The sequence below is a fragment of the Acidocella facilis ATCC 35904 genome, assembly GCF_000687875.1.
Taxonomy (GTDB): domain Bacteria; phylum Pseudomonadota; class Alphaproteobacteria; order Acetobacterales; family Acetobacteraceae; genus Acidocella; species Acidocella facilis.
Genome location: NZ_JHYG01000005.1, coordinates 142,539 through 169,353 on the forward strand (window position 1 = coordinate 142,539; position 26,815 = coordinate 169,353).

Annotated in this window: 26 protein-coding genes and 2 tRNA genes; 14 read left to right on the top strand and 14 right to left on the bottom strand. The window is 64.8% G+C overall.

Going from position 1 to position 26,815, the window contains the following annotated elements:
- Window positions 1-4: 4 nt before the first annotated feature.
- Complete coding sequence (locus T331_RS0108360; protein ID WP_026439673.1) at window positions 5-1,606, bottom strand: radical SAM protein; 1,602 nt, start codon at window positions 1,604-1,606, stop codon at window positions 5-7.
- Between the two features lie 96 nt (window positions 1,607-1,702).
- Here T331_RS0108360 and T331_RS19460 point away from each other — a divergent pair, with 96 nt between their 5' ends.
- The 4 genes from T331_RS19460 to T331_RS0108380 all read left to right on the top strand — a co-directional run bounded on the left by T331_RS19460 (window position 1,703) and on the right by T331_RS0108380 (window position 6,423).
- Window positions 1,703-2,773: an acyltransferase family protein gene (locus T331_RS19460; RefSeq protein WP_026439674.1), complete on the top strand. Its 1,071-nt coding sequence runs from the start codon at window positions 1,703-1,705 to the stop codon at window positions 2,771-2,773.
- A gap of 132 nt (window positions 2,774-2,905) precedes the next feature.
- Window positions 2,906-4,747 (top strand): ribonucleoside-diphosphate reductase subunit alpha, encoded by a 1,842-nt coding sequence (locus T331_RS0108370; protein WP_026439675.1) that lies wholly within the window; start codon window positions 2,906-2,908, stop codon window positions 4,745-4,747.
- 83 nt (window positions 4,748-4,830) lie between these two features.
- Window positions 4,831-5,838, top strand: coding sequence for a ribonucleotide-diphosphate reductase subunit beta (locus tag T331_RS0108375; RefSeq protein ID WP_035179734.1), 1,008 nt, complete (start codon window positions 4,831-4,833; stop codon window positions 5,836-5,838).
- A gap of 294 nt (window positions 5,839-6,132) precedes the next feature.
- On the top strand, window positions 6,133-6,423 hold the full coding sequence (locus tag T331_RS0108380; RefSeq protein ID WP_026439677.1) for a hypothetical protein: 291 nt from the start codon (window positions 6,133-6,135) through the stop codon (window positions 6,421-6,423).
- A gap of 12 nt (window positions 6,424-6,435) precedes the next feature.
- Here the strand turns inward: T331_RS0108380 and T331_RS0108385 are convergent, their stop codons facing one another.
- Window positions 6,436-7,116, bottom strand: a complete 681-nt coding sequence (locus tag T331_RS0108385) for a DUF6134 family protein (RefSeq protein WP_162173891.1) — start codon at window positions 7,114-7,116, stop codon at window positions 6,436-6,438.
- Between the two features lie 79 nt (window positions 7,117-7,195).
- On the opposite strand from T331_RS0108385, the gene T331_RS0108390 reads away from it, so the two are divergent.
- A complete protein-coding gene (locus tag T331_RS0108390) occupies window positions 7,196-7,717 on the top strand; it encodes a SixA phosphatase family protein (RefSeq protein ID WP_026439679.1) in 522 nt (173 codons plus the stop codon).
- A 44-nt stretch (window positions 7,718-7,761) separates the two neighbouring features.
- Here T331_RS0108390 and T331_RS0108395 read toward each other — a convergent pair whose 3' ends face one another.
- From T331_RS0108395 to T331_RS0108410, 4 genes are read right to left on the bottom strand one after another with little or no spacing between them, the layout of a single operon-like run.
- Window positions 7,762-9,195, bottom strand: coding sequence for an MFS transporter (locus tag T331_RS0108395; protein WP_026439680.1), 1,434 nt, complete (start codon window positions 9,193-9,195; stop codon window positions 7,762-7,764).
- Window positions 9,192-9,386 carry a Trm112 family protein gene (locus T331_RS17845; protein WP_008494464.1) on the bottom strand — a complete coding sequence of 65 codons (195 nt, stop codon included), beginning with the start codon at window positions 9,384-9,386 and terminating at the stop codon, window positions 9,192-9,194. The genes T331_RS0108395 and T331_RS17845 overlap by 4 nt, the downstream gene beginning before the upstream one ends.
- A gap of 6 nt (window positions 9,387-9,392) precedes the next feature.
- Window positions 9,393-10,064 (bottom strand): LON peptidase substrate-binding domain-containing protein, encoded by a 672-nt coding sequence (locus T331_RS0108405; protein WP_026439681.1) that lies wholly within the window; start codon window positions 10,062-10,064, stop codon window positions 9,393-9,395.
- Window positions 10,065-11,003: a thioredoxin family protein gene (locus T331_RS0108410; RefSeq protein ID WP_026439682.1), complete on the bottom strand. Its 939-nt coding sequence runs from the start codon at window positions 11,001-11,003 to the stop codon at window positions 10,065-10,067. It abuts the gene before it with no gap.
- Window positions 11,004-11,149: 146 nt separating this feature from the next.
- On the opposite strand from T331_RS0108410, the gene T331_RS0108415 reads away from it, so the two are divergent.
- The 5 genes from T331_RS0108415 (at window position 11,150) to murA (ending at window position 13,370) form a co-directional block, all read left to right on the top strand.
- A tRNA-Gly gene (locus T331_RS0108415) sits at window positions 11,150-11,224 on the top strand.
- A 22-nt stretch (window positions 11,225-11,246) separates the two neighbouring features.
- Window positions 11,247-11,321 (top strand) — tRNA-Gly (locus tag T331_RS0108420).
- Between the two features lie 79 nt (window positions 11,322-11,400).
- Entirely contained in the window at window positions 11,401-11,565 is a 165-nt protein-coding gene (locus tag T331_RS20210) for a hypothetical protein (RefSeq protein ID WP_168118425.1), read from the top strand.
- On the top strand, window positions 11,556-12,110 hold the full coding sequence (gene dcd / locus T331_RS0108430; RefSeq protein ID WP_008494460.1) for a dCTP deaminase: 555 nt from the start codon (window positions 11,556-11,558) through the stop codon (window positions 12,108-12,110). Before T331_RS20210 ends, dcd begins: the two co-directional genes overlap by 10 nt.
- 9 nt (window positions 12,111-12,119) lie before the next feature.
- Window positions 12,120-13,370 carry a UDP-N-acetylglucosamine 1-carboxyvinyltransferase gene (gene murA / locus T331_RS0108435; RefSeq protein ID WP_026439683.1) on the top strand — a complete coding sequence of 417 codons (1,251 nt, stop codon included), beginning with the start codon at window positions 12,120-12,122 and terminating at the stop codon, window positions 13,368-13,370.
- Between the two features lie 229 nt (window positions 13,371-13,599).
- Here the strand turns inward: murA and T331_RS0108440 are convergent, their stop codons facing one another.
- From T331_RS0108440 to T331_RS0108465, 6 genes are all read right to left on the bottom strand, one after another.
- A complete protein-coding gene (locus T331_RS0108440) occupies window positions 13,600-14,457 on the bottom strand; it encodes a CopD family protein (RefSeq protein WP_026439684.1) in 858 nt (285 codons plus the stop codon).
- Window positions 14,457-14,819: a copper homeostasis periplasmic binding protein CopC gene (gene copC, locus T331_RS0108445; protein ID WP_008494457.1), complete on the bottom strand. Its 363-nt coding sequence runs from the start codon at window positions 14,817-14,819 to the stop codon at window positions 14,457-14,459. The genes T331_RS0108440 and copC overlap by 1 nt, the downstream gene beginning before the upstream one ends.
- Window positions 14,820-14,933: 114 nt before the next feature.
- The gene (locus T331_RS0108450; protein ID WP_026439686.1) at window positions 14,934-15,494 is read right to left on the bottom strand and encodes a DUF3035 domain-containing protein; all 561 of its coding nucleotides are present in this window, start codon (window positions 15,492-15,494) and stop codon (window positions 14,934-14,936) included.
- Window positions 15,495-15,504: 10 nt separating this feature from the next.
- Window positions 15,505-15,993, bottom strand: a complete 489-nt coding sequence (lspA, locus tag T331_RS0108455) for a signal peptidase II (protein WP_008494455.1) — start codon at window positions 15,991-15,993, stop codon at window positions 15,505-15,507.
- On the bottom strand, window positions 15,993-18,845 hold the full coding sequence (gene ileS / locus T331_RS0108460) for an isoleucine--tRNA ligase (RefSeq protein WP_026439688.1): 2,853 nt from the start codon (window positions 18,843-18,845) through the stop codon (window positions 15,993-15,995). Before ileS ends, lspA begins: the two co-directional genes overlap by 1 nt.
- A 118-nt stretch (window positions 18,846-18,963) precedes the next feature.
- Complete coding sequence (locus T331_RS0108465; protein WP_026439689.1) at window positions 18,964-19,899, bottom strand: bifunctional riboflavin kinase/FAD synthetase; 936 nt, start codon at window positions 19,897-19,899, stop codon at window positions 18,964-18,966.
- Window positions 19,900-19,982: 83 nt separating this feature from the next.
- Between T331_RS0108465 and T331_RS0108470 the strand changes: the two genes are divergently transcribed.
- Window positions 19,983-21,167, top strand: a complete 1,185-nt coding sequence (locus T331_RS0108470) for a DUF2125 domain-containing protein (protein ID WP_026439690.1) — start codon at window positions 19,983-19,985, stop codon at window positions 21,165-21,167.
- Between the two features lie 42 nt (window positions 21,168-21,209).
- Here the strand turns inward: T331_RS0108470 and T331_RS0108475 are convergent, their stop codons facing one another.
- Together T331_RS0108475 and T331_RS0108480 are read right to left on the bottom strand one after the other, a co-directional pair.
- Window positions 21,210-21,827 carry an MlaC/ttg2D family ABC transporter substrate-binding protein gene (locus T331_RS0108475; RefSeq protein ID WP_244876925.1) on the bottom strand — a complete coding sequence of 206 codons (618 nt, stop codon included), beginning with the start codon at window positions 21,825-21,827 and terminating at the stop codon, window positions 21,210-21,212.
- A gap of 33 nt (window positions 21,828-21,860) precedes the next feature.
- Entirely contained in the window at window positions 21,861-22,652 is a 792-nt protein-coding gene (locus tag T331_RS0108480) for an MlaA family lipoprotein (protein WP_026439692.1), read from the bottom strand.
- A gap of 159 nt (window positions 22,653-22,811) precedes the next feature.
- On the opposite strand from T331_RS0108480, the gene metF reads away from it, so the two are divergent.
- The 3 genes from metF to T331_RS0108495 are packed head-to-tail and all read left to right on the top strand — an operon-like array spanning window position 22,812 to window position 26,786.
- Window positions 22,812-23,750, top strand: a complete 939-nt coding sequence (gene metF / locus T331_RS0108485) for a methylenetetrahydrofolate reductase [NAD(P)H] (RefSeq protein ID WP_026439693.1) — start codon at window positions 22,812-22,814, stop codon at window positions 23,748-23,750.
- Complete coding sequence (locus tag T331_RS0108490; protein ID WP_026439694.1) at window positions 23,747-25,918, top strand: ATP-dependent helicase; 2,172 nt, start codon at window positions 23,747-23,749, stop codon at window positions 25,916-25,918. Before metF ends, T331_RS0108490 begins: the two co-directional genes overlap by 4 nt.
- Complete coding sequence (locus tag T331_RS0108495; RefSeq protein WP_026439695.1) at window positions 25,911-26,786, top strand: 50S ribosomal protein L11 methyltransferase; 876 nt, start codon at window positions 25,911-25,913, stop codon at window positions 26,784-26,786. Before T331_RS0108490 ends, T331_RS0108495 begins: the two co-directional genes overlap by 8 nt.
- The last annotated feature ends 29 nt before the right edge of the window (window positions 26,787-26,815 follow it).

A 26,815-nucleotide genomic window follows, 5' to 3' on the forward strand; every position in this document is an offset into this window, starting at 1 on the left:
CCCGCTATTCCAGCGCCAGACAGGCTGCCAGCGGGTCTTCCAGCGCGTTGATGTTGGAGAGCAGATGGATCGCCCGCTCCGGATGCTCATCCTCATCGCCCAGCAGATCGGACGAGACGCTCAGCGTTCCATCCCACAAAATCCGCACATTCAGCGGCCGCGAGACCGGGGCCTGCACCTGCACCCAGCCGCGGCGCTCCGGCGGCTGGCTCGACGGCGCGGGCGGCGGCGGCGGGGCGTTGCGGTCATAGCCGCGTCCGCCCGGCGGCTGAAACAGCAGCACCCGCTCAGCCGGGAAGGCGCTCAATTCCCGCGCCAGCCAGGCCCATTCATCGGTCGAGAGAAACTCCGCCTGGCGGAAATCCTGCGGGATCTGCGGCCCGTCGAACGTATAGCGAATTTCCACCTGCCAGGCCTGCTTCTCCTCGAGCAGGATGCGCGCCAGCCCGGGCAACTCCTGCAGATTGGCGCGATAGGCCATCAGATTATAGCGAATACGCGGCGCCCCCGACGTCTGCCCGAACACCTCCAGCAGCAGCGCCAGATTCTCCAGGAAAATCCCCTGGCGCGCGCCCTTGCGCATGCGCTCATAGACATCCTTGTCGAAGCTCTCCAGCGAGATATTGATATGGTCCAGCCCGGAGCCGGCCAGCGCCTCGAAGAACTCCCGCTTCTGCCGCTTGGCCAGATTAGTGGTAAAGAACAGCTTGCGCCGGTACTCACGCGGCACCAGGGCGATGAACTCCATCAACCTGGGATGCAAGGTCGCCTCATGCAGGCAGGAGAGCCAGAAATTCCCGTCCGGCACGTAGGGGATCAGCCGCAACGCCGCCTGGAAGGTCGCCTCCTCCATCACATTGGTGCGGAACGTCTCAGTGTAATCATAAACGCAGAACGGGCAGCGCAGATTGCAATTATTGACGATATCCAGCCGCACGCATTGCAGCGGGTGAAATTTCCGGTTCAGCCGGGGCGAGCGCTCCACCACATGCGCCGAGCCATGCACCCGCACGATCAGCGCCTCGCGCTCCACCTCGCTCAGTTCGCGGTCGAACAGCACGAAGAAGGCATTCTGCCCATCGCCCAGCCCGGCCTTGCGCAACATGTCGTTGGTCTGCGCCGCGACATGGCGTTGCAGCAGCACCTCACCGCCCGCCCCCGGCAGCAGCAAATCGATGACCACCCGGCGCGCCCCATCCGCCAGATCCCGCACCCAACCGGCAACATGCCGCGTGCTGCAGGCATCGACAAAGCCCTGATACGGCCCCTGCCCCGGCGGGTCGGTGCGCAGATTCGGCGCCAGCTCCAGCCGGTGCGCCGCCCCTTGCGGGCGCACGTAAACCAGCTCGCGCTCAGCCTCGATCAGCGGCGGGTTGAAATGCGCCTCGAAGGCGTAGCCGCCATCGCCGACACCGACCTGCACCAGGATTTCGCTGAACCCGTCGGCGCGGCCGGTGGCCAGCACGCGCTCCCCTTCATCGCCCGGCAGCACCACCTCGTAGGCGAGACGCGCCTTGGCATCGTTCACATCGCGCAGCCAGCCTTTCACATGCGCGATGCTGCGTTCATCGACATAACCTTGATAAAGCGGGGTCATCGCATTCATGCGGGGACAGTACGGCAAACCGGCCAGCGCGTACAATCGCGCCGGCGCCGCGGCGGCTTGACGCTCCCACGGCCTTTGCCGAAAACCCCGGGCAGGATGAACGCTCCCCACCGCCCCGGTCCGGCGAAGCTGCGCACGCTGGAAATTGGCCGCTTCATCGCCGCCAGCCTGGTGATGGCAACGCATCTCATCTGGTTCGCCAGGGCCTATGGGCTGGCGGGGCAGGCGGCACTGCTGGGCGGCTTCGTGCCGCCCGCGCCCTTCGCCGTGCAGTTCTTTTTCACGCTGAGCGGCTTTGTGATGGTCTGCGCGCATGGCCCGGAGTTTGGACAGCACGGCGCCAGCGCGCGCTTCTGGTGGCGCCGGGCGCGGCGGATCTATCCGATGTACTGGCTCTCCCTGCTCCTGGCGCTCTGCACCCTGCCGGCGCCGCCGGGAGCCGGGCGGGTGCTCGGGCTGGTCACGCTCGCCCCGTATTTCACCCCGGATATCGTACCCCCCGCCTGGTCGCTGCGGCTGGAGATCGCGTTTTATCTGCTTTTCGGGCTCTGCCTGCTGCCGCGAATCGGCCGCGCGCTGCTGGTCCTCTGGGTGGCGGGCGCGGTGGCTCTTACCTATTGGCCGCATCTGCAGGCGGACCTCGTGCCGCAGGCGCTGCGCGCGCATGCCGTGCTGTTCCTGTTCGGAACCAATTTCACCTGCTTTCACCTGCAATTCTTCGGCGGCATGCTGGCGGGCTGGCTCTATCAAACCCGCCCCCCGGGCCCGCGCCTGGCCTGGGGCGTGCTCGCGACCGGCGCGGCCGCGCTGCTCCTCTGCCTACCCTTCCTGCACTGGGGCAACGCCTATTACACACCGGCCCTCGCCCCGGTGCTGTCACTGGGCTTCGGCGCGGTGGTGCTGGGGCTGGCGGCGCTGGAGACGGCTGGGGCGATCCGGCCGACGGCACTGGCGACGCGGCTGGGGGCCATCTCCTACCCGCTTTATATCCTGCATGGCAGTTTTCTGGCGCTCTTCACCGCCTTGGCCGCGCCATCGCGCCTGCATCTCGGGCCAAGCGGGCAATATGGGCTGCTGCTCGGGGCAATGCTGGCCATTTACGCGCTCAGCGCCGCCGCCGCCTTTTTCATCGACCAACCCTTGCAACGCCGCCGCCGGCGCGCCTGAGCACAGGCCCGCGCCCTGGCCCCAAACCCGGCTCAGAAAATCTTCCCAGACTTGATCTAGTCTGGATTGCACGCCCGCCCACTATATGTTGTTATGCGCTTCCGTTTTTGACCCTCTGGAGTATCGGCAGCGATGAACATGATGACCAAGCCGGAAGCCCCGCTGCTCGATGACGGCGTGCAGATGCCGGGCCGCTTCCGGGTCAATGTCGATCGCAGCCGCGATTCGCTGCTGACCGATTTCGGCCGCGCCACGCTGGACGACCGCTATCTCCTCCCCGGCGAGGGCTATCAGGATCTCTTCGCCCGTGTCGCCTCCTATTATGGCGACGACCAGGCCCACGCCCAGCGGCTTTACGACTACATCTCCAAAATGTGGTTCATGCCCGCCACCCCGGTGCTCTCCAATGGCGGCACGGATCGCGGCCTGCCGATCTCCTGCTTCCTCAACGAAGCCACCGACAGCCTGGATGGCATTGTCGGGCTTTGGAACGAGAATGTCTGGCTCGCCTCCAAGGGCGGCGGCATCGGCTCCTATTGGGGCAATTTGCGCTCGATCGGCGAGAAGGTCGGGCAGAACGGCAAAACCTCCGGCATCATCCCCTTCATCCGGGTGATGGATTCTCTCACCCTGGCCATCTCCCAGGGCTCGCTGCGGCGCGGCTCGGCGGCGGTGTATCTGCCGGTCTGGCATCCCGAAATCGAGGAATTCGTCGATATGCGCCGCCCCACTGGCGGCGATCCGAACCGCAAGGCGCTCAATCTGCATCACGGCATCCTGATCTCGGATGATTTCATGCGCGCCGTGGAGCAGGACGAGATGTGGGGGCTGCGCTCCCCGAAGGATCATAGCGTGGTGCGGTCGATCTCGGCGCGCGCGCTCTGGATCCGCATCCTCACCACCCGCATCGAGCAGGGCGAGCCCTACATCATCTATTCCGACCATGTGAACGATGCCCGCCCGCAGCAGCACAAGCTGGCCGGGCTGGAGGTGAAAACCTCCAATCTCTGCGCCGAGATCACCTTGCCCACCGGCATCGACCAATATGGCAAGCAGCGCACCGCGGTGTGCTGCCTCTCCTCGCTCAACCTGGAAACCTGGTTCGAATGGCACCAGGATGAGCGCTTCATCGAGGATGTGATGCGCTTTCTCGATAACGTGCTGGAGGATTTCATCCAGAAGGCGCCGGATTCGATGGAGCGGGCCAAATATGCGGCGATGCGCGAGCGCTCCGTCGGCATGGGGGTGATGGGTTTCCATTCCTTCCTGCAGGACAACTCCATCCCCTTCGAGAGCGTGATGGCGAAGGTGTGGAACACCCGCATGTTCAAGCATATCCGCGCCCAGGCGGATGCGGCCTCGAAAACCCTGGCGGCCGAGCGCGGCGCCTGCCCGGATGCGGCGGATTACGGCATCCAGGAGCGTTTCTCCCACAAGATCGCCATCGCCCCCACCGCCTCGATCTCGATCATCGCCGGCAATGCCTCGCCGGGGATCGAGCCGATCAGCGCCAATGTGTTCCTGCAGAAGACGCTCTCGGGCAGCTTCTCGGTGCGCAACCGGGCGCTGAAGAAGGTGCTCGCGGCGCATGGCTTCGACGACGAGGAGACCTGGTCCTCGATCACCGTGAACAAGGGCTCGGTCCAGCATCTGGACTTCCTGAGCCCGCATGAGAAAGACGTGTTCAAAACCGCCTTCGAGCTGGACCAGCGCTGGGTGATCGAGCATGCCGCCGACCGCACCCCCTTTATCTGCCAGAGCCAGTCGATCAACCTGTTCCTGCCGGCGAATGTGAATAAGCGCGATCTGCACCAGATTCATTATCAGGCCTGGAAACGGGGGGTGAAATCGCTCTATTATTGCCGCTCACTCTCCATCCAGCGCGCCGATACGGTGTCCGAGAAGAAACCCACCGCCGCCCTGAAGCCCGCCGAGCCCACGGCAAATTACGAAGAATGCCTCGCCTGCCAGTAAGGCAAGACTTGTTATAAAAGTTTTGGTGCCGCTTTTCTCAAAAAGCGGCGAAAAACCGACGCCGATTGACGGAAAGCCGCGACATGACCGACCACGCCCCGAAGATGGACCTGCTGACCGAAAACCCGGTCTATAAGCCCTTCCGCTATCCCTGGGCCTATGAGGCCTGGCTGACCCAGCAGCGCGTGCACTGGCTGCCCGAGGAAGTGCCGCTGGCGGAGGATGTGCGCGACTGGCACAAGAAGCTCACCGAAGGCGAGCGCAATTTGCTGACCCAGATTTTCCGCTTCTTCACCCAGGCGGATGTCGAGGTGAATAATTGCTACATGAAGCAATATTCACAGGTCTTCAAACCCACCGAAGTGCTGATGATGCTCTCGGCCTTCTCCAATATCGAGACCGTGCATATCGCCGCCTATTCGCATCTGCTGGATACGGTGGGCATGCCCGAACTCGAATATCAGGCCTTCCTCAAATACAAGGAGATGAAGGACAAGTACGATTACATGCACAGCTTCTCGATGGAGAGCAAGCATGAAATCGCCAAAACCCTTGCCGCCTTCGGCGCCTTTACCGAGGGGCTGCAGCTCTTCGCGACCTTCGCCATCCTGCTGAACTTCCCGCGCTTCAACAAGATGAAGGGCATGGGGCAGATCATCACCTGGTCGGTGCGCGATGAATCACTTCATTGCGATTCGATCACGAAATTGTTCCTCACCTTCATCTCGGAAAACCCCGAGGTGTGGTCCGAACAATTGCGCCAGGAGCTGTACCAGACCTGTGCCACCATCGTCGACCATGAGGACTCCTTCATCGATCTCGCCTTCGAGTTCGGGGCCGTGGAAGGGCTCACCGCCGCCGAGGTCAAGCGTTATATCCGCTATATCGCGGACCGGCGACTGGCCGGTCTGGGGCTCAACGCGCTCTTCCACGTCGAGAAGAACCCGCTGCCCTGGCTGGATGAAATGCTCAACGCCGTCGAGCACACGAACTTCTTCGAGAACCGCTCGACCGAGTACAGCAAGGCGGCGACCTCGGGCAGCTGGGAAGACGCCTTCGCCGATTTCGACACGCCCACTACGGGAGGTTGAGATAAATTTTACGATATCGTACTTAAATTTCATTTAACGTCAACCTCTGGATGGAACGAATTTTTTCGTTCTTTTCCAGGGGCTTGTTTTTTCTGTAGCGCGAAGTCTAAATTTCTCTTAAGAATCACGCCGTGGAGAGTTCAACCCACACCTCCTATGAAAGGGAGGTGAATATTGAGAGCCCGGACTTGGCAGACTTCGCAGGACGCTTGACCTACATCATTACGGCAGCGCCCTGCCATCTTTTAAGCCGTTAAGTTAACGAAACGTTGTAAACTCGGATCGAAACGCACCATGTCAGGTTTTCAAGGCCCCGATGAAGAGTTTGAAGCTGGTGGCGCCCGCGCTTCGGGTGGCACGCCGCGCTATAGCCGCCGCCTGTCGGACAAGATTCTGCTCGCCTTCCGTCATGCCTGCGATCAAGGCGATTACGAAATCGCCGAGCAGCTGCTGCGGATTCTTGAATCGATGCTGACCCGACGCACGGTTCCGCCGGATTCCAACCGCCGCAAGAGCATCGAGAGCCTGGTGGCGGCGCATGAGCGCCTCTGGCATCTGCGCCATCCGGACGAAGCCGTCGCCTGACCGGCCGCCCGCTCAGGCGACGTATTTGCGGAACATCTCGTAGCCATCGACGTGAAAGGCCAGGCCGGACCATTGGTTCCGCTGGTCGTACCAGATGCTGAGATGCAGCTTCCCGGTAACGTCGAAACGCTGTGCGAGAATGGTGCCGCCATTCGCGTCCGGTAGCTTGTTCCAGCCCGGCGAATTCACGATGGCCGGGTAGTGCCGCCCGGTTTCCACGTTCAGAATCATCGCCTGCAGCATGGCGCGGTTCCAGTAGGTGAGCGGCAGCATCGGCGGTGTGCCGGTATATTGATAATCCCCTGCCTTGGTCGCCTGCACCGCGAAGCCGCCGGGAATCGGGCTCGCCTGCACCGAAAGCAGCGTGCCGTTATGGTTCACCTGGCTCTGCAGCCCGACAAACGCATTACCCCGCCATTGCTCCACGGCATGGCCGCGATAGCGAAACACCGGAATCCCGGCGATGGTCACCACCATATCCGCCTGGATATCCACCTTCAGCCCATCGCCATCATGGGTGAATGTCATCAATTGTTCACCGATCGGCGAACCATTGCGCAGAATCTGAAACCGCATCTGCCCGCTGGGCGGCACCGGCAGGGCGGAGGCGGCTTGCGCCGGCGCCCATGGGGCCGCCGTCAACGCCGCTGCCCCCGCCAGAAATCCACGCCGCTCCAGCCTGCCTTGCATCATGCGCGTCTGCACTCCGTCCGGTTCATTTGCCGCCTGAGATAGGGGCGACAGCGCCCTTTTACCATGGCACAATCGCCCCATGCACCAGCTGATTCTCCTTCGCCACGCCAAGGCCGCACCGCAGGCCGAGGGCCAGTCCGACCATGACCGCGCCCTTACCGAGACCGGGCGCGAGGCGGCGCGGCGTGTCGGTGCCGCCATGCGCCGCGCCGGGCTGGCGCCAGAGGTGGTGCTGGTCTCCACCGCCACCCGCACCCAGCAGACGCTGGAAGGGCTGGAGGATGCGACGGTCTGGGATGAATGGCCGAATATCGACCAACTGCCGCAGCTCTATATGGCCACCCCGCCGCAGATTTTGAACACGCTGCGCGACCTGCCAGAGACGGTGCGCAGCGCCATCGTCATCGGCCATAATCCCGGCCTGCACGAGCTGGCGCTGAGCCTGGCAGGGGAGAGCCGGGCGGATGCCACGCTGGCGCGGATCGATGCCGGCTACCCCACCGCCAGCCTCTCGGAATTCCTGGTCACCAGCAGCTGGCGCCAGCTCGGCCCCGGCACATCCAGCCTCAAACGCTTCCTGCTGGCCAAGGACCTGGCATAACGAAGGTTTCGGGGGCATCCGCGCCGCGGCCCCCGACTTTCATTTCACCCTGCCCGATGCCCGGTCAGCGCATCTCCGGCATCGCGCGGCAGCCGCGCGCAAAGCGGCGAGGCCAGCAGCGCCACCAGGCTGACCACGATGAAAGCGATATCGTAATCGCTGAGGCTGGGTGTGGCGTGCCCGGTCAGGAAGCTGGAAATCTCCAGGCTCGCCGCCCCCACCACCACCCCCATCGTCAAGGAGAGCTGCTGCACGGTGGTGTAGAGCGTGGTCGCGGCGGACATGCGCGGGCGCGGAATATCGCCATAGGCGATCACGTTATAGGCGGTGAATTCCAGCGAGCGGAAAATACCGGCCACCAGCAGCACCAGCGCCATCAGCCAGGCCGGCCAGGCCGGCGAGAACAGGGCGCTTGCCGCCAGCATCAGCGTCGCCGCCACCCCGTTCCAGATCAGCACCGAACGGAAGCCGAAGCGGGTCAGCAGCGGCGTCGCGGCCGGCTTCATCGCAATCGCCCCGGCGGCGGAGGCGAAGGTGATCATGCCGCTCTGCAAGGGGGTTTTGCCGAAGCCCAGCTGCAGCATCAGCGGCAGCAGAAACGGCACCGCCCCTACCGCCACCCGGAAGAAGGTGCCGGCGGTCAGCGAAATCGAGAAGGTCGGCACCCGGAACAGCGAGAAATCCAGGATCGGATTGGCGGCGTTGCGGGCGTGGCGCCAATAGCCAAGGCAGGCCAGGATACCGAGCAGGAAGGCAAGCAGCGTCCAGGGCAGCGGGATCAGCCCGCGCCCGATCGTCTCCATGCCGATCATCAGGAAGGCCATCGCCGCACCGGAGAACAGCAGCCCCAGACGATCGAGCTGCCCGCCTCGCCCCTCCTCGCGCACATCGGGAATGAACATCGACACCGCGATGGCGCCGGCAATGCCGATCGGCACATTGATGTCGAACACCCAGCGCCAGGAGGCGACGGAGACGATCAGCCCGCCCAAGGGCGGCCCCAGCACCGGGCCGAGCAGCGCCGGCACGGTCAACCAGGCCATCGCCGCCACCATCTGGCTGCGGCTGACCGAGCGCAGCAGCAATAGCCGCCCCACCGGCAGCATCATCGCCCCGCCCAGCCCCTGCACCACCCGCGCCGCCACCAGCACCAGCAAACTCGGCGCGATGCCGCAAAATACCGAGCCGAGGGTGAAGATGATCACCGCCGCGCGAAACACCTGCCGCGCCCCGAACCGGTCCGCCACCCAGCCCGAGGCCGGCACGAACACCGAAAGCGCGATGAGATAGGAGGTGACCGAGACGCTCATATAAAGCGGATCGATGTGAAAGCTTTTCGCCATCGCCGGCAGCGCCGTGGTGACCACGGTCGAATCCAGATTTTGCATGAACAAGGCCACGGCGATGATGATCGCCGTGGTCCGCATGCGTTTGGTGGGAACCTCCGGCTCGGCCTCCTGCTCGATCTCGCTGCTCATGGATCGAGCGGCCTCGCCTCCTCCGCCAGCATCACCGGAATGCCATCGCGAATCGGGTAGGCCAGCCGGGCTTTTTCGCTCACCAGCTCCTGGCGGGCCCGGTCATAGGTCAGCGGCCCGCGCGTCACCGGGCAGACCAGCATTTCCAACAGGCGCGGGTCGATCCCCGGCTCATCCGCTTCAACACTCATCCCACCTCAACTCGCTTTCGGCGTTTGATCCTGTCCCGGCCCGCCATCGAAGGCGTCGATCTCCAGCAAGGCGCGCAAGGCCTCCGCGCGCTGCGCCGCGTCACGGGCTTCCAGTAAAGCCTGCTTTTCCTCAGGCGAAAACGGGCAAGCCATGCAGAGCGAGGTGACCAGGGCCGCGTCGCTCATCTGGCCGATCGCCTCCCAGTTCGCCTCCACCTGCGCCGCGGCGAAATAACGGCCCAGCGCATCCAGCAAAATCTGCCGGGGGAATGGCAGCGGGAGCGGCTCGGGCGAGAGATCCGCCGCATAGCCGGCCAGCCCCGCCTGCACCCGCCGATAGCCCCGGCGCAGGCCGGTCTCCTCAACGATGGTGAAGCGGATCACACCGGTCAACGCGATCAGATAGCGCCCGTCATCGGTTTCCTCGAAACTGGAAATCCGCCCCAGGCAGCCGGTGCGGTACAGGCCGGGGCCGGTCTCGCCCTGCGCCAGCCGCCGATCCGGCTGCACCATGCCGAAATAGCGCCCCTGCCCCAGCGCATCCTCGACCATCGCCAGATAGCGCGGCTCGAAAATATTCAGCGGCAACTGCCCGCCGGGCAGCAGCAGCGCCCCGGGCAGGGGAAACACCGGGAACTCCTCCGGCAGATCCTCAAGGCGGGGCATGATGATCGCCATTCAGCTGAACAACAGCGCAGAGAGCTTGCGCCGGGCCGCCATCGTCGCCGGGTCGTCCATGCCCCAGGCCTCGAAGAATTTCAGCAGCTGCAGCCGCGCCCCGTCCTCGTGCCAGGCGCGGTCGCGCCTGATGATCTCCAGCAGCGCCGAGGCCGCCTCGGCGCGGGCGTCACTGGCGTTCAGCGCCGTCGCCAGCTCGTAACGCGCCTCATGATCGTCCGGGTTCGCGGCCAGACGCTGCTCCAGCCCGGCCATGGCGGACTGCGCCTGCCGGCCTTCCTGCGCCAGGGTCAAAGCGGCGCGCGCGCCGGTGATCTCGGCATGATTGGCCAAGGCTGGCGGCACTTGGCCCAGCAGCTCCTGCGCCTGTGCTTCCTCGCCCATCGCCAGCAACGCGCGCACCAGCCCGCCCCAGGCCTCTGGCTTGTCCTGCGTTTCCTGCAGAGCAGCCCCGAAATATTGCGCCGCCGCCTCGGCCTGGCCCTGCTCCAGCAGCGCCTTGCCCTCGGCGATCAGTTCCTCACCCGGCGCCGCGCTGCCTGCCAGCTTCAGCAACCCCTCGACGAAGCGCTTCAGCTCGCTCTCCGGCACAGCACCCGAGAACGTGTCGGCGATCTGCCCCTGCCAGAACGCCACCACCGTCGGCACCGATTGCAGCGGCAGCCCCATGCGGGTGAGCTGGCCGACCAGGGCCTGGTTCTGATCGACATCGATCTTCACCAGCCGCACCCGCCCGGCCTGCGCGGTGACCACCCGCTCCAGCGCCGGGGTCAGAGTCTTGCACGGGCCGCACCAAGTCGCCCAGAAATCCACCAGCACCGGCAGCTCACGCGACGCCTCGATGACATCGGCCATGAAATTCGCCTGGTCGCCATCGATGATGAAAGGCGCGGCCCCGGCCGGCTGCGCGCTGGGCGCGTCGTTGAACAGCGTGCTCATGATCTGCTTCCGTCTCAATGTTTCCTGGCTCATATATATAGGATGCGTCGGCGGCCTCCCACCCCAAAGCGCGACACCCGGCGAAACCCGTTTTCGCCCGCTTGCAATCCCCCGCGCCTGCCTATAAAGAGCCTCCCACGCCGCGAGCGGGCGTAGCTCAGGGGTAGAGCACAACCTTGCCAAGGTTGGGGTCGAGGGTTCGAATCCCTTCGCCCGCTCCAATTAAACCGGTGTCTGTAGCGCGCGGGCGTAGCTCAGGGGTAGAGCACAACCTTGCCAAGGTTGGGGTCGAGGGTTCGAATCCCTTCGCCCGCTCCAGATCCGATTATTCCTACATTTTCGCAAGACCCATCGCCACGCCCTTGACGAAAACGGGACGAAACGGCTTCTACGTGCCATGAAGGCGCCCACCCCTCCCGCCCGGACCGAGAAAACCGAAGCCGCACACCGCGCCCGCGCGGAGGCCAAGGCAGCCGCGCTGCGCGCCAATCTCGCCCGCCGCAAGGCCCAGGCCCGCGCCAAACCCGCCGACGACAAGAAGGACGAACCCGCATGCCCGTGATGCCCGACCATTGGATCCGCCAACAGGCGATGGAGAAGGGCATGATCGAGCCTTTCGTGGAAAGCCAGAAGCGCGACGGCGTCGTCTCCTACGGCCTCTCCTCCTATGGCTATGACGCGCGCTGCTCGGAGAATTTCAAGGTCTTCACCAATGTCGATTCGGCCATCGTCGACCCGAAAGCCTTCAGCCCGGCCAGCTTTGTCGACCGCACCGGCCCGGTCTGCATCATCCCGCCCAACAGCTTCGCGCTGACCAACACGGTGGAATATTTCCGCATCCCGCGGGATGTGCTGGTGATCTGCCTCGGCAAATCCACCTATGCGCGCTGCGGCATCATCGTGAATGTCACCCCGCTGGAGCCGGAATGGGAAGGCCAGGTGACCATCGAGATCTCCAACACCACCCCGCTGCCGGCGAAAATCTACGCTGGCGAGGGCATCTGCCAGTTCCTCTTCCTCAAGGGCGACAGCCCCTGTGAGATCTCCTACGCCGACAAGGCGGGCAAATATATGGGCCAGCGCGGCGTGTCGCTGCCGAGGATGTAAGTTCAGACCATGGATTCGATTCGTATAACCGGCGGCGTGCCGCTCTCCGGCACCATCGCCATTTCCGGCGCCAAGAACGCCGCCCTGCCGCTGATGACCTGCGGCCTGCTCACCGATGAGCGGCTGGTGCTCTCCAATGTCGCCAAACTGGCCGACATCGCCACGATGTCCGAGCTGCTGGCCCAGCACGGCATCGAAGTGACGCACGCCGGGCGCGATGTCACCCTCGGCGGCAAGATCACCAATACCGAGGCGCCCTACGAGATCGTGCGCAAGATGCGCGCCTCCTTCCTGGTGCTGGGCCCGCTGCTGGCCCGCCTCGGCCAGGCCCGCGTCTCGCTGCCCGGCGGCTGCGGCATCGGCACCCGCCCGGTCGATCTCCACCTGAAAGGGCTGGAGGCGATGGGCGCTTCCATCGAGCTCGATGGCGGTTACGTCGAAGCGCGCGCGCCCAAGGGGTTGAAGGGGGCGGAAATCGTCTTCCCCTTCGTCTCCGTCGGCGCCACCGAGAACCTGCTGATGGCCGCCTCCCTGGCCGATGGCATCACGGTGCTGAAAAACGCCGCCCGCGAGCCGGAAATCACCGATCTCGCGAAATGCCTGATCGCCATGGGCGCCAAAATCGAGGGGCTGGAGACCGACACCCTGACCATCCACGGTGTCACCAGCCTGCACGGCGCCCACCATGACATCCTGCCCGACCGCATCGAGACCGGCACCTATGCCTGTGCCGCCGCCATCACCGGCGGCGATGTGTTCCTGGAAAACGCCCGCGCCTCCGACCTCGGCGCCGTGCTCACCGCGCTCAACGAAGCCGGTGTCATCATCACCGAAGCCGAAAACGGCTTCCGCGTCACCCGCGCCAACGGGCTGCACGGAGTCGATGTCACCACCGAGCCCTTCCCCGGCTTCCCCACCGACATGCAGGCCCAGTTCATGGCGCTGATGACGGTCGCCGACGGCGCCTCGCTGATCACCGAAAACATCTTCGAAAACCGCTTCATGCACGTGCAGGAGCTCAGCCGCATGGGCGCCAAAATCAACATCCAAGGCTCCTCCGCCATCGTCCGCGGCGTCAAGCATCTCACCGGCGCCCCGGTCATGGCCACCGATCTGCGCGCCTCCTTCTCCCTCGTCCTCGCCGCCCTGGCCGCACAAGGCGAAACCACCATCTCCCGCGTCTATCACCTCGACCGCGGCTACGAAGCCGTCGAAGCCAAACTCGCCGCCTGCGGCGCACGGATCCAACGGCTGGTCTGAAGACGGGGGACGGGGCAACCCAGGGGGCGCCGCCCCCTGGACCCCCGCCAAGGGCCGGAAGGCCCTTGGAACCCACCCGGGTCTGGAAAAGGGAGGGCCATCCCTCCGCCAGCGCTCGTCACAGCACCTTGCCGGCCCTCCCTTTTCCAGACCCGAATTGATGGGATCAAAGGGCCTCTCGGCCCTTTGCTGGGGGTTCTAGGGGGACAGCGTCCCCCTAGTCTGCCCCCTACCCCATCTCCATACCCGCCATCGCCGGCGGTGGCAGTTGCATCACCACGCCGGCGGCGGCGAGGAGGATGAGGCCGAGGGCGATTTCCCAGGCGATGGCGCGGCGCAGGGCTTTGCGGCTGGTGGGCAGGGTTGGGGTGAGGTGGAAGCGGTTGCGGGCGGCCAGGGCCAGCAGGCCAGCGAAGAGGACGGTTTTGAGCAGGGCGGTGGCGCCGTAGCCGGTGGTGAGAAAGGCGCTAAGATGACCGATCAGCAGCCAATATTGCAGGAAGGCGCTGGCCAGGATGAGGGCGACACAGATGAGGCCGAGGCGGGAATAGGCTTGCGCCAGGGCTTGCGGGGTATCTGAGCGGGCAACCGCCAGCGCCAATGCCGGCAGGGTGCCGAGCCAGCAGGCGGCGGCGCCGATATGCAGCAGCGAGAAGGCGAGCAGGGCATTGCCTTCGGGACCACCCATGGCGGCGCCATGGCCGAGCCAGGATTGCGCCAACACGCCCAGCCCGGCCAGCAGGGCGGCGACCCGCCAGCGCCCGGCCTGGGCGCAGAGCATGGCCAGCAGCAGCACGCCCATCCGTGCCAAGGTGAGCCAGCCAAAGCGCGTATAGCCCGCCACCAGCGGCAATGCGGCAAACACGCTGGCGGGAGCATTGGCGCTGGCGAAATAGGCGGTTTGCAGCCAGAACCAGGCCGCTCCGCCGGCCAGCGCCAGGACGAATCCGGCCCAGGCCAGGCGTTTCAGCCCCGGCAGCGGCCCGAACAGGGCGGCGAAAAAAGCCGTGCCGAACGCCCCGAAATACCCGGCCAGATGCAGCCCCCGGCAGAGCCCGCGCAGGACCAGCCAGGCGCTGTCATCCATCAATTGGTGACGGTGAAGCTGAATTTGCCGTGGGTTTTATGGGTATCGACCGAGAGCGCGTGCCAATCGACGGTATATTTGCCGGCCATCTGCAAATGCAGCTTCACGCTCAGCTCGTTCGGGTGGCCCGGCACGGTTTGCGGCGCGCCTTGCTCGGCATGCATGCCCATGCTGTCCAGCACGGTCACGGTGCAGAATTTCGGCTGCACGGCTTCGGTGAAGGTCAGCAGCAAGGCGGAGGTGCTGGGCGCCACCTTGGCCCCGGCGGCGGGGGTGGAGGCTTTCAGATGGGCATGGGCAAAAGCGGCCGGGGCGGCGGCCAGCATCAGGCTGGCGGCGGCGGCGAACAGAGACAGGCGCATGATATCCTCCGAGACGAGATGACCTCGTCTCTAGAGCAAAGCCTCACACGTGGGAAGCTTCGCGTCCCAACCCGACTTAAAAATGCGTGGGAGGCGTCGCCTCCCACGGCGCGATCAGAACATGTTCAGGACGCGCTGGAACAGCCCCGGATGCGCGGTGCTTTCCTGCGGGGTGCTGCCTTTCGTGGCGGGCTCGCCGAGGGCGGCGTTTTCCTGCAGGCGGCGCTGCTCGGCATCGGCATTCACCACGGCCGGCGCGTTCGGGTTGCTGCCCATCAGCTTGTCGACGAAATTGCCCGACTTGCTGGCGACGGCGGCGTTCTGGTTCACTTCGGCGCGGATATTGCCCTGCGGCGTCGGCCCGGCCTGGTTCAGGAAAGCTTCACCGGCCGGCGAGATCTGCTGGGGCCCGGAGGGCAGCGCGTTGGAAGCGGAGATGATGTTCGCCCCCTGCTCGGCGGCATTCACCTGCTGCGTCGGCGGCTGGCCCGGATTCGGGGTCTGCAGCTGGCCCAGCTCCGGCGGCAGCGAGAGCGGCGGCAGCGTGCCTACCTGATAGGCATCGGGCGGATTGGCTTCCAGCCCGAAGCTCTTCTTCATGTTGTCGCTGCACCCGGCCAGCGCCAGAGCGAGCAGGATGGTCGACGGAACGGCAAGGGCGCTGCGTGTGATCATGGCTGTCTTCCTATCCTTCCCGCTGATCCGCCGCAACAGGCGGCTTGCGGCGCAATTGCTCGATCATCAGCGCGATGACCCCGCAGACGATGGCCGAATCCCCGACATTGAACACCCAAGGGTAGGCCAGCGCGCCGATATGCACATGGATGAAATCCACCACCGCGCCGTAGCGCAGCCGGTCCAGCACATTGCCCACCGCCCCGCCGGCGATGGCGCCGACCGCGATGGTCACCACCCAATCCGTGGTGCGCGCCATCCAGACCAGCAGCGCGATGACGACCAGGCTGGCCAGCACCGCCAGCAAAATCTTCGCGCTGAACCCGGCGAACAGCCCGAAGGTGATGCCGTGATTCCAGACCAGCACGAGGTCCAGCACCGGCAGCGGCGAGAGCACCTGGCCGTTCTGCAAATGCCAAACATGCAGCACCGCATATTTGCTCGCCTGATCGGCGGCAAAAACCAGGATCGCGACGATCAGCCCGCTGAGGAACCGCATCAGCGCAGTTCCTCGACCGCCTCGCAGCAGCGCTTGCAGAGCGTGGGATGGGGCGCGCTGGCGCCCACCTCCGGCAACACTTTCCAGCAGCGCTCGCATTTCTGCCCCGGCGCCACGGCGGCCCCGGCTTCATCGCCGAACATCGCCCCGGAGGTGATGCAGATTTCCGCCCAGAAGGCCTCGCTGCCCAGCGCGCTCGCCGGGGTCGGCAGCAACGCCACCGTCTGCAGTGAGGAACCGACCTCCTTGGCCGCGCGCATCTTCTCAATCGCCCCGGTGACCTCGCCGCGCACGGCGCGGATCTGCGCGAAGCCCTCGGCCAGCGCCTCATTGCGCCAGGCGCCCGGCGCTTCCTCGAACGCCTCAAGATGCACCGAGGCCTCAGCGCCATAACGCGCCATCCAGGCCTCCTCGGCGGTGAAGGGCAGTGCCGGCGCCAGCCAGGTGGTCAGGCAGCGGAACAAAATATCCAGGAAGGAGCGGCAGGCCCGGCGCGTGGCCGCGGAGGGCGCGTCGCAATACAGGCTGTCCTTGCGGATATCGAAATAGAAGGCGGAGAGATCGGTCGCGCAGAAATGATGGATGGCGGGATAGACGCCGGTCCAGTCATGCCCCTCCACCGCCGCCTGCAGCTTCGCATACAGCTCCGAAAGCCGGTGCAGCAGGAATTTCTCCAGATCCGGGAAATCCGCCACCGGCACGCGCTCATCCTCCGAGAACCCGTCCAGCGAGCCCAGAATCCAGCGCAAGCTGTTGCGCAGCCGCCGATACAGCTCCGCCTGCTGCTTCAGAATCTCCGGCCCGATGCGCAGATCCTCGGAAATATCCGAGTTCAGCACCCAGAGGCGCAGAATATCGGCGCCGTATTTGTCATTCACCTCTTGCGGGGCGGTGACATTGCCGAGCGATTTCGACATTTTCCGGCCCTGCTCATCGAGCACGAAGCCATCGGTGACGATCGCCTTGAACGGCGCCACGCCGCGCGTGCCCACCGCTTCCAGCAGCGAGGACTGGAACCAGCCGCGATGCTGGTCCGAGCCTTCCAGGTACACATCCGCCGGCCATTTCATCCCCCGCGCTTCCAGCACGAAAGCATGGGTGGAACCGGATTCGAACCAGACATCGACCACGTCGAAAATCTGCTCGTAATGGTCCGGATCATAGTCCGGCCCGAGGAAGTCGGACGCCGGGCGGGCATACCAGGCATCCGCGCCTTCGGTGGTGAAAATCTCCACCACGCGGTTCACCACCGCCTCGTCGCGCAGCGGCTCATGGCTGCGCTTATCGACGAAAATGGCAATCGGCACGCCCCAGGCGCGCTGGCGCGAGATGCACCAATCCGGCCGGCTCTCCACCATGGCGCGGATGCGGTTGCGGCCGATCTCGGGCACGAATTTGGTCTCGTCGATGGCGTCCAGGGCTTTCTCGCGGATCGTCGCTCCGATGGAGTGGTTATAGCCATCCATCGAGATGAACCATTGCGCGGTGGCGCGATAGATCAGCGGCGCCTTGGAGCGCCAGCTATGCGGGTAGGAGTGCATGAACTCGTTGCGATGCACGAGATTGCCCGCCTGGGTGAGCGCCGCGCAAACCGGGTCCGCCGCCTTGTACACATGCACCCCGGCGAAAAGCGGCACATTCTGGTAATAGGTGCCGTCATCGGCCACCGTATCCGGCACGGAAATGCCATTGGCCTTGCAGAGCTGGAAATCATCCTCGCCATGGCCGGGGGCCATGTGCACAAATCCCGTGCCGGTATCTGTGGTAACGAAATCGCCGAAAAGCACTCTTACAGCGCCTTTGGCTGTACCTTCAGCCGTGAGCGTCCTCTGTTGGCCGTCAAACAAACCTTCAAGCGGAAAGCCGCTCTCAAATAGCGGATGCACGCAACTACAATTTTCGAATTCGGCCCCAACAAATTCAGCTACAACACTGTAGTTAATTATGCCGACTGTTTTACAAAAATCTTCCACCAAATCGGAGGCGACTAGAAGCTTTTCTCCTACAACAGCCAAGCTGCCGGCTGAGACCTCCTGGACAAGGATGTTGACGTATTTAGCTTCCGGATTGCAGGCAACCGCTTTATTCCCGGGGATTGTCCAGGGGGTAGTAGTCCAAATTACAATTGAAGTGTTTGCCAGAGTCTTTCGAGCTTCACTCTGAGGCGCTTCCACCAAACCTGGAATAAAATGGAACCGCACATAAATCGCGGTATCCTTCTTGTCGTGATACTCGACCTCGGCTTCCGCCAAAGCGGTCTTTTCCACCGGGCTCCACATCACCGGGCGCAGGCCGCGATAGAGCGCGCCATTGAGCAGGAACTTGCCGATCTCGCCGGCAATTGCCGCCTCGGAGGCGAAATCCATGGTGGCGTAGCGCGCCGCCCAATCGCCCATCACGCCCAAACGCTGGAACTCGGCCGACTGCACATCCAGCCAATGCGCCGCGTACTCCCGGCATTCCTTGCGGAATTCCAGCACCGGCACCTGATCCTTATCCAGCTTCTTGGCGCGGTATTTTTCCTCAACCTTCCATTCGATCGGCAGGCCGTGGCAGTCCCAGCCGGGGATGTAATCCACATCCCGCCCGGCCATGGATTGGGCGCGGTTGATGACGTCCTTGTGAATCTTGTTCAGCGCGTGGCCGATATGCAGATTGCCATTGGCGTAAGGCGGGCCGTCATGCAGCACGAACGGGGTCTTGCCCTGGGCTGCCTCGCGCAGCCTGGTCCAGAGCTGCATCTCCGCCCAGCGGTTGAGCATTTCCGGCTCGCGCTTGGGCAGCTCCCCGCGCATCGGGAAATCCGTGCGCGGCAGGAACACGGTGGCTTTATAATCGGTCGGTTCGGTCATGGGAAAAGATCACCTGGCGGCGTAAGAATGACTCGGCGGAAGCAGCTTTGCGCGGAAAAACCCGTTTCAGGCCCGGGCAGGCGGTATAATTCGGGCGATTTGGCCGGTCATGCGCATCTTATGTGCCCCCGCCGGGCAGAGCGTCAAGCGCGTGCCGGGCGGCGTTCGCATCGCGGCCGATTTGCGCCTTCAGCGCGTCGAAAGAGGGGAATTTCTGCTCATCGCGGATGAAATGGCGCAGCTGCACGGCCAGTTCCTGGCCGTAGAGATCGCCGTCGAAATCGAAGAAATGCGCCTCCAGCCGGGACTGGGTGCCGCCCACGGTCGGGCGCAGGCCGAGATTGGCCACCCCCTTCACCAGCTTGCCCGCGATGCGGGTGGTGACGGCATAAACCCCGCGCTGCGGCTCCAGATGCCGGCCCAGCTCGATATTGGCGGTGGGAAAGCCGATGGTGCGCCCGCGCGCATCACCATGCAGCACCGGGCCGCGAATGGAATAAGGCCGGCCCAGCAAGGCGGCGGCGCGCTCCGGATAGCCATCCTGCAGCAGCCGGCGGATGCGGCTGGAGGAGATCGGCCCCTGCGCGTCAGCCACCGCCGGGACGATGGACAGGCCGATGCCGAGATTTTCCGCCCGGTCCGCCAGAAACGCCACATCCCCGCCGCGCCGGTGACCAAAGGCGAAATCCGCCCCGCAGGAGAGATGCACCGCGCCGATGCTCTTGAACAATATCTCCTGCACGAAGGCCTCGGCGGTGAGGTGGGAGAATTCCGCGTCGAACGGCAGCTGATAGAGGATGTCCACCCCCAGCGCCTGCAAAGCCGCCGCGCGCTCGGCGGCCAGGGTCAGCCGGAAGGGCGCATCCTGCGGGCGGAAGAACTCGCGCGGGTGCGGCTCGAAGGTCAGCACCGCGCGCGGCGCGTCCGGCCGGGCGGCATGGGCGGCGCGCAGCACCGCCGCATGGCCGATATGCACACCGTCGAAATTGCCCAGCGCCACGCTGGCCCCGCGCGCTGCCACCGGCACTGTCCGCCAATCCGAATAAATCTTCATGCCCGTGCTAAAGCCCCCACCCTTGGCCGCGGGTCAAGGGTATTGCAGAAGATGGACGCGAACAAATGCGGGAAGGATCGCACATGCGCCGGATACTCAAGGGGCTGATCGGGCTGGTCATCGTGCTGGCGCTGCTGTGGCTGGGGCTGTGGCTCTATGCGGAAATGCGGCTGAAACAGCTGGTGACGGCGCAGATCGACCAGATCAATGCCAGCGGCACGGTGCAAATCAGCTATGACCGCCTGACCAGCAGCCGCTCGCCGCTGGTGGCCAGCGTCACCCTGGTCAATCCGCGCTGGAGCGAAACCCCCGCCCCCGGCGCCGGCCCGCTCTCGCTCCACGCCGCCAGCTTCGGCGCGCATATCGACCTGCTGCGCCCGCTGACCCTGCATATCGACGTGCCGCACAGCCTCGACATCTCCACCCCCCGCGCTTCGGGCGCGCTGACCTTCGCCGTGGCGCAGATGACCGAGCGACTGAATCCCGGCGTCTGGCTCGGCCATACCGACAATCCGGTGCGCGCCGGGGATGCGCGTTTCGCCGGCATTAATCTGCTGGCTAGCAATGGCAGCCTGCAGGTGGCCAGCATCGACAGCCTGGTGCTGCACCAGGCGCTGGACGCCACCGCCGGCAAGGGCCAGACCGCCCTGGCGGCGACCCTCCAGATGCGCGGCTTCGCGCTCTCGCCGATCCTCGCCCGGCTGATCAATTTGCCCTTCGACGGCAAGCTAGCCGGGCTGGATCTCTCCGTGCAGCTCTCCGGCCCGCTGGACTGGCAAAGCCTGGCCCGCCAGGAGGCCGCGCTGCCGGATGAGACGGCGCGGCATAAATTCATCCTGCAGGCGCTGCATCAATGGGCAATGGCGGGCGGCAGCGCCACCGGCAAGGTGCATCTGGCGCTGGGCCCCAGCCAGCTGGACGCCGCCGGCCATACGGTTTTCGACGCGAACGGCCAGCCCTCCGGCGCCTCCAGCCTGAAGGCCGACCATCTAGACGCGCTGAGCGCGGCGCTGACCAAATCCTACCCCTTCCTGCAAGGCTGGGTGGCGCAGGCCCAGGCCCGCTTCTCGCCCTATATCTCCAGCAACGCCCAGGATGGGCAGATGCTCGCGGTGCAGACGCGTTTTGGCAAGGATGGCGTGTTCATCAACGGCACCCGCACCGGGGACATGCCGCCGCTGGATTGGGACAAGCTGCTCAACCCGCCGCCGCCCGCGCCGCCCCCGGCCACCGCCCCGGGCGATGGCTCCGGCGCCGCGTCGCCATAAAAAAAGGGGCCGAAAGGCCCCTTTTTCGTAAACCGGGCGCCGTTACTGGTTGCCGATCTTGTTGATCTGCCCCTGCATCGCCTTCAACAGCGCCGAAACCTGGCCGCCATTATCCGTGATCACCCCGGCATAATCATTGCGGGTGGTGATGCGCAGGCTGGTCCCGGCGACGATCACGTCGATGATCTTCGGCTGGCCGCTCTCATCCTGCACCACCCAGCCCACATCCGCCGGCGCCTTGCCCGGCGCGGTCACGGTGGTGTCCACCAGCACGTTATTGCCCTGCGGGGCGGCGCTGTTCACGGTGAAGCTCACCCCCTGATAGGCCTTGATCTGGTAGGTGATGTTATAGCTCAGCAGCTGGTGAAACAGGCTCTGGAATTGCTGCTTCTGCGCCGGGGTGGCGACATTGATATAGCGCCCCAGCACATAATCGCCGACCTGATCGACATCGACGATCTGGTTGACCAGGTCGCGCAGCTGGCTCGCCTTCTGGCTCTGCGAACCTGGCCCGTTGACGATGGCGACCAGCTTGTCGCCGGACTGGGTGATGAAGCTCTTGGCGGCGTCCGGGGACATCGCCTGGGCATGGGCGGCACCCGCCATCGCGGCGAGCATCGGCGCGGAGGCCACGGCCCCCAGAATGAAACGACGGAACATCATGCGTTTATGAAATCCTCGATATGATAAGGCTTACTGGTGGTACCAGTTCGGCCAGGTACGTTTGTCGCGCTGCTCAACCTGCTTCTGCTCTGAGGCACGAGATTGGCGATAAAGGCTCCGGAATGTGGCATAGGGGTCCAGGGCGGTGGCGTTGATCTGGTCGATCGGCTGCAGATACGCGGCGCGGGTATTGATCAGATGGATACCGGTCTCGGAATAGCCGAAATCGGTCAGGGCGCCGCTCGCCGGGGCGGCCTCCATCGGGGTGGCGAACCAGGAAACCGGATAATTCATCGCATCGCGCACGCCGGAGGGGCCGAAAGCGGGCAGATAGAGATACGGGCCGGGCGGCACGCCCCAGGTCGCCAGAGTGATGCCGAAATCCGTATCGGTCTCGGGATAGCCCATGGCGCTGGCCGGGTCGAAAATACCGCCAATGCCGATGGTGGAGTTGACCAGGAAGCGCACCATGGCGCTGCCGGCATCGGTGGGGTGGCCCTCGGCCATGAAATTCAGCATCCGCGCCGGCTCGCCGATATTGCTGGCGAAATCCCCCACATGGTTGCGGATACCCTGGGTGGTGATCGCCACATAGCCCTTGGCCACCGGCTTCATCACATAGGTATCGAGCTTGTTATTGACCTTGAAGAAGACGCGGTTGGTCGGCTCCAGCGGGTCGTTCAGCTGCTGATAGGCCTGATAATCGGCCGTGTCGGATTTCGGCGGCGGGGTGGCGCAGCCGGTGAGCGCCCCGGCCAGAACCAGGCCCGGGAGGGTGATGGCCAGCCCTTGCGTAAGCCGGCGTTTCAAAGACGTCTTCATCCTTAACCTCTTTCCTGGCTGCGGGCCGCAAATACGGCGGCACCCTCACATGTGAGGCAGATTACAGCAGGGTCAAGCACCGCGCCATCGCTTCCCCGCCAGCTGTGGCTTGCGCGCCACTTGCATGGTAACAGCAACCCCCTCTACGGAACGATGACCATGACCCATTCCCCTGTCCGACACACTCTGGAACGCTGGGCGCAAGGCGAGCGCATCGCCCCGCTGCCGGCGCGCGACGGCGCCGCCCCGCCCGCCATCTCCTTCGAATTCTTCCCGCCCAAGACCGAGGCGCTGGAGGCCCAGCTCTGGGCCTGCATCGAACGCCTGGCCAGGCTGCGGCCGGATTTCGTCTCCGTGACCTACGGCGCCGGCGGCTCCACCCAGGAGCGCACCCATGCCACCGTGCTGCGCCTGGTCAAGGAGACCGACCTCACCCCCGCCGCCCATCTCACCTGTGTGGGCGCCACCAAAGAGGCGGTGAACGAGGTCGCTCAGCGTTATTGGGAGGCCGGGGTCAAGCATATCGTCGCGCTGCGCGGGGACATGCCGGGTGGGGCCGCCTACGCGCCGCATCCGGGCGGCTATGCTTTCGCGGCGGATCTGGTCGAGGGGCTGAGAAAGGTCGCGGATTTCGAAATCTCGGTCGCCGCCTATCCGGAAACCCACCCGCAGGCGGCCAGCCCCGAGGCGGATCTGGATAATCTCAAGCGCAAGCTCGATGCCGGGGCGACCCGCGCCATCACCCAGGTATTCTTCGACAATTCCATCTTCCTGCGCTTCCTGGACAAGGCCCTGGCCGCCGGGATCAAGGCGCCGATCGTCCCTGGCATTCTGCCGGTGACCAATTTCAAGCAGGCGAAGAGCTTCGCCGAGGCCTGCGGCACCTCGGTGCCCGCCTGGATGGCCGATATGTTCGACGGTCTGGATGATGACATCGAGACCCGCCGCATGGTCTCCGCCGCCATGGCCGCCGAGCAGGTGCGCCTGCTGCAGGCCAACGGCATCGACGAGTTTCATTTTTACACGCTGAACCGGCCGGACCTGACCTACGCCATCGCGCGCATCCTCGGTGTGAAGCCGGAGGCCCCGGCGGCTTGAGCGCCTATCTGGAGGGGCTGAACGCCGCCCAGCGCGAGGCGGTGGAGAGCACCGAGGGCCCGGTGCTGGTGCTGGCGGGGGCGGGCACGGGCAAAACCCGGGTGCTCACCACCCGCTTCGCGCATATATTGCTCAGCCGCCGCGCCTTCCCCAACCAGATCCTCAGCGTCACCTTCACCAACAAGGCGGCGCGGGAGATGCGCGAGCGCGTCGCCAAGATCATGGGCGGCCCGGTCGAGGGGCTGTGGCTCGGCACCTTCCACGCGCTCTGCGCCCGGATGCTGCGCCGCTTCGCGGATCGCGTCGGCCTGACCAGCAGCTTTTCCATTCTCGACACGGACGACCAGCTGCGCGTGCTCAAGCAGATCCTGGACGCGGCGAAGGTGGATTTCAAACGCTGGCCGCCAAATTCGCTAATGGCGCAGATCCAGAGCTGGAAAGACAAGGGCTATATGCCAGGCCAGGTGCCGGTGGCCGATGCCTCCGACTACGCCAATGGCCGCGCCGACGAGTTCTATGCCGCCTACCAGTCCCGGATGCGCCAGCTCAATGCCGTGGATTTCGGCGACCTGCTGCTGCTGATGGTGCATCTGCTGAAGACCGACGCGGAAGTGCTGGCGCATTATCATCGCGCCTTCCGCTATATTCTCGTGGATGAGTACCAGGACACTAATCTGGTGCAATATTATTGGCTGCGGCTGCTCGCCCAGGGCCATAAGAATATCTGCTGTGTCGGCGACGACGATCAGAGCATTTATAGCTGGCGCGGTGCCGAGATCGAGAACATCCTGAAATTTGAACGGGATTTTCCGGGGGCGAAAATCATCCGGCTGGAATCCAATTACCGCTCCACCGCCCCCATCCTCGCCGCCGCCTCGTATCTGATCGCCCATAACGAGGGGCGGCTGGGCAAAACCCTGCATTCTGGCAAGGAAAATGCCGAGGGCGAGAAGGTTGAGGTGATCTCCTTGTGGGATTCCGAGGAGGAAGCCCGCACCGTGGGCAGCCGCATCGAGAGCCTGTGGCGGTCCGGTGAATCCCTCAATGAAATCGCCATCCTGGTCCGTGCCGGCTTCCAGACCCGCGCCTTCGAGGAACGACTGCTGACCCTCGGCGTCCCCTACCGCATCGTCGGCGGCTTGCGCTTCTATGAGCGCGCCGAAATCCGCGACGCCATCGCCTATCTGCGGGTGCTGGGCCAGCCTTCGGATGATCTGGCCTTCGAACGCATCGTCAATACCCCGAAGCGCGGCGTCGGCGATGGCGCGCTGCGCAACCTGCACGAAGCGGCGCGCACGCACGGGCTGTCGCTGCATGACGCGACCCTGAAGCTGATCGAAGAGAACGGGCTGCGCGGCAAGCTCGGCGCCACGCTGCGCGGGCTGATGGAGCAGTTCGCGCAATGGCGCGATATCCTCGCCGCGCAAGGCCCGGTGGTGGCGCTGGACACGCTGCTGGAAGAAAGCGGCTACATCGCCATGTGGAAGGCCGACAAGGCCCCGGACGCGCCGGGCCGGCTGGAAAACCTCAAGGAGCTTTCCCGCGCTTTGGCGGATTTCGGCACGCTGCAGGAATTTCTGGAGCATGTCGCGCTGGTGACGGAAGCCGAAGCCCAGGAGGACGGCGCCAAGGTCTCGATGATGACACTGCACGGCGCCAAGGGGCTGGAATTCGACAATGTCTTTCTCCCCGGCTGGGAGGAAGGCGTGTTCCCCAACCAGCGCTCGCTCGATGAGGGCGGCAATAAGAGCCTGGAGGAGGAGCGGCGGCTGGCTTATGTCGGCATCACCCGGGCCAGGCACCGCGCCATCATCCTGCATGCCGCCAACCGGCGCATCTATGCCAACTGGCAAAGCTCGATTCCCAGCCGCTTCATCGAGGAGCTGCCGGAAGAGGTCATCCGCCGTTCCGGCTCCGCCCAGCCCGCCGGCGCCCGCCCTGCCCTGCCCGCCACCACCTTCCCCCTGCAGGCCCGCCGCCCGGATGCCTGGGAGGTGCAGGCCAGGCCCGCCCGGGCGCAAAAAATCCCGGTCGGCGCGCGGGTATTTCACCAGAAATTCGGCTATGGCCGGGTGATCGCGGCCGATGACGACCGGCTGGATATCGATTTCGAGACATCAGGAGAAAAACGCGTGCTGGACCGTTTCGTGGAGCGCCAGGATGGCTGAGGAATTGCTGGACTGCATCAGCCTGCGGGTGCCGGCCGAGGTGATGGAGACGTTCGAGGCCGCCCTCTCCAGCGTCTGCCGCGCGGTCTCCTTCTACCACGATGAAGATGTCGATGAATGGGACCTGCAAGGGGTGAAGGAGCGCGGCGAACATGAGGCCGACCTCGCCGCCGCGCTGATGATCGCCGAAATGGTCTCCGGTGTCTCGCCCGAGATCACCCGCGGTCTGGTGCCGGTCGGCGGCTGGCTGGCGCGCACCCAGCAGGCCTTTCCGGAACAGTTGATCGGCAAGCGCTTCGCCATTCGCGGCACCCATATCAAGGATGCCAAGCTGCCCGGGCGCATCACCATCACGCTCGATGCCGGTCTGGCCTTCGGCACCGGCGAGCATAATTCCACCCGTGGCTGCCTCGTCACGCTCGAGGACCTGGTCAAGCATCACCACCCGCGGCGGATTCTGGATCTCGGCACCGGCTCGGGCATTCTCGCCATCGCCGCCGCCAAGCTGCTGCACAAACCCGTGCTGGCCACCGATATCGATCCCCGCGCCGCCCGTGTCGCCGCTGAAAACGCCAAGCTGAACGGGGTGCAGGGCATGATCCGCGCCATCCAGGCCGATGGCTGGCAGGACCCGCGTATCACCAAGGCCGCGCCGTTCGATCTGGTATTCGCCAACATCCTGGCCCGGCCGCTTTGCGCCATGGCGCATCAGCTCGCCGCGCATCTGGCCCCGGGCGGAGTCGCCATCCTGGCCGGGCTGCTCAATACCCAGGTGAACTGGGTGCTCTCCTGCCATCGCCGCGCCGGGCTGCGGCTGGAGCGCCAGCTCATCGATGGCGCCTGGTCGATCCTGACCCTGCGCAAATAACCCTTCCATTCCGGCAAAACTGCCATGCA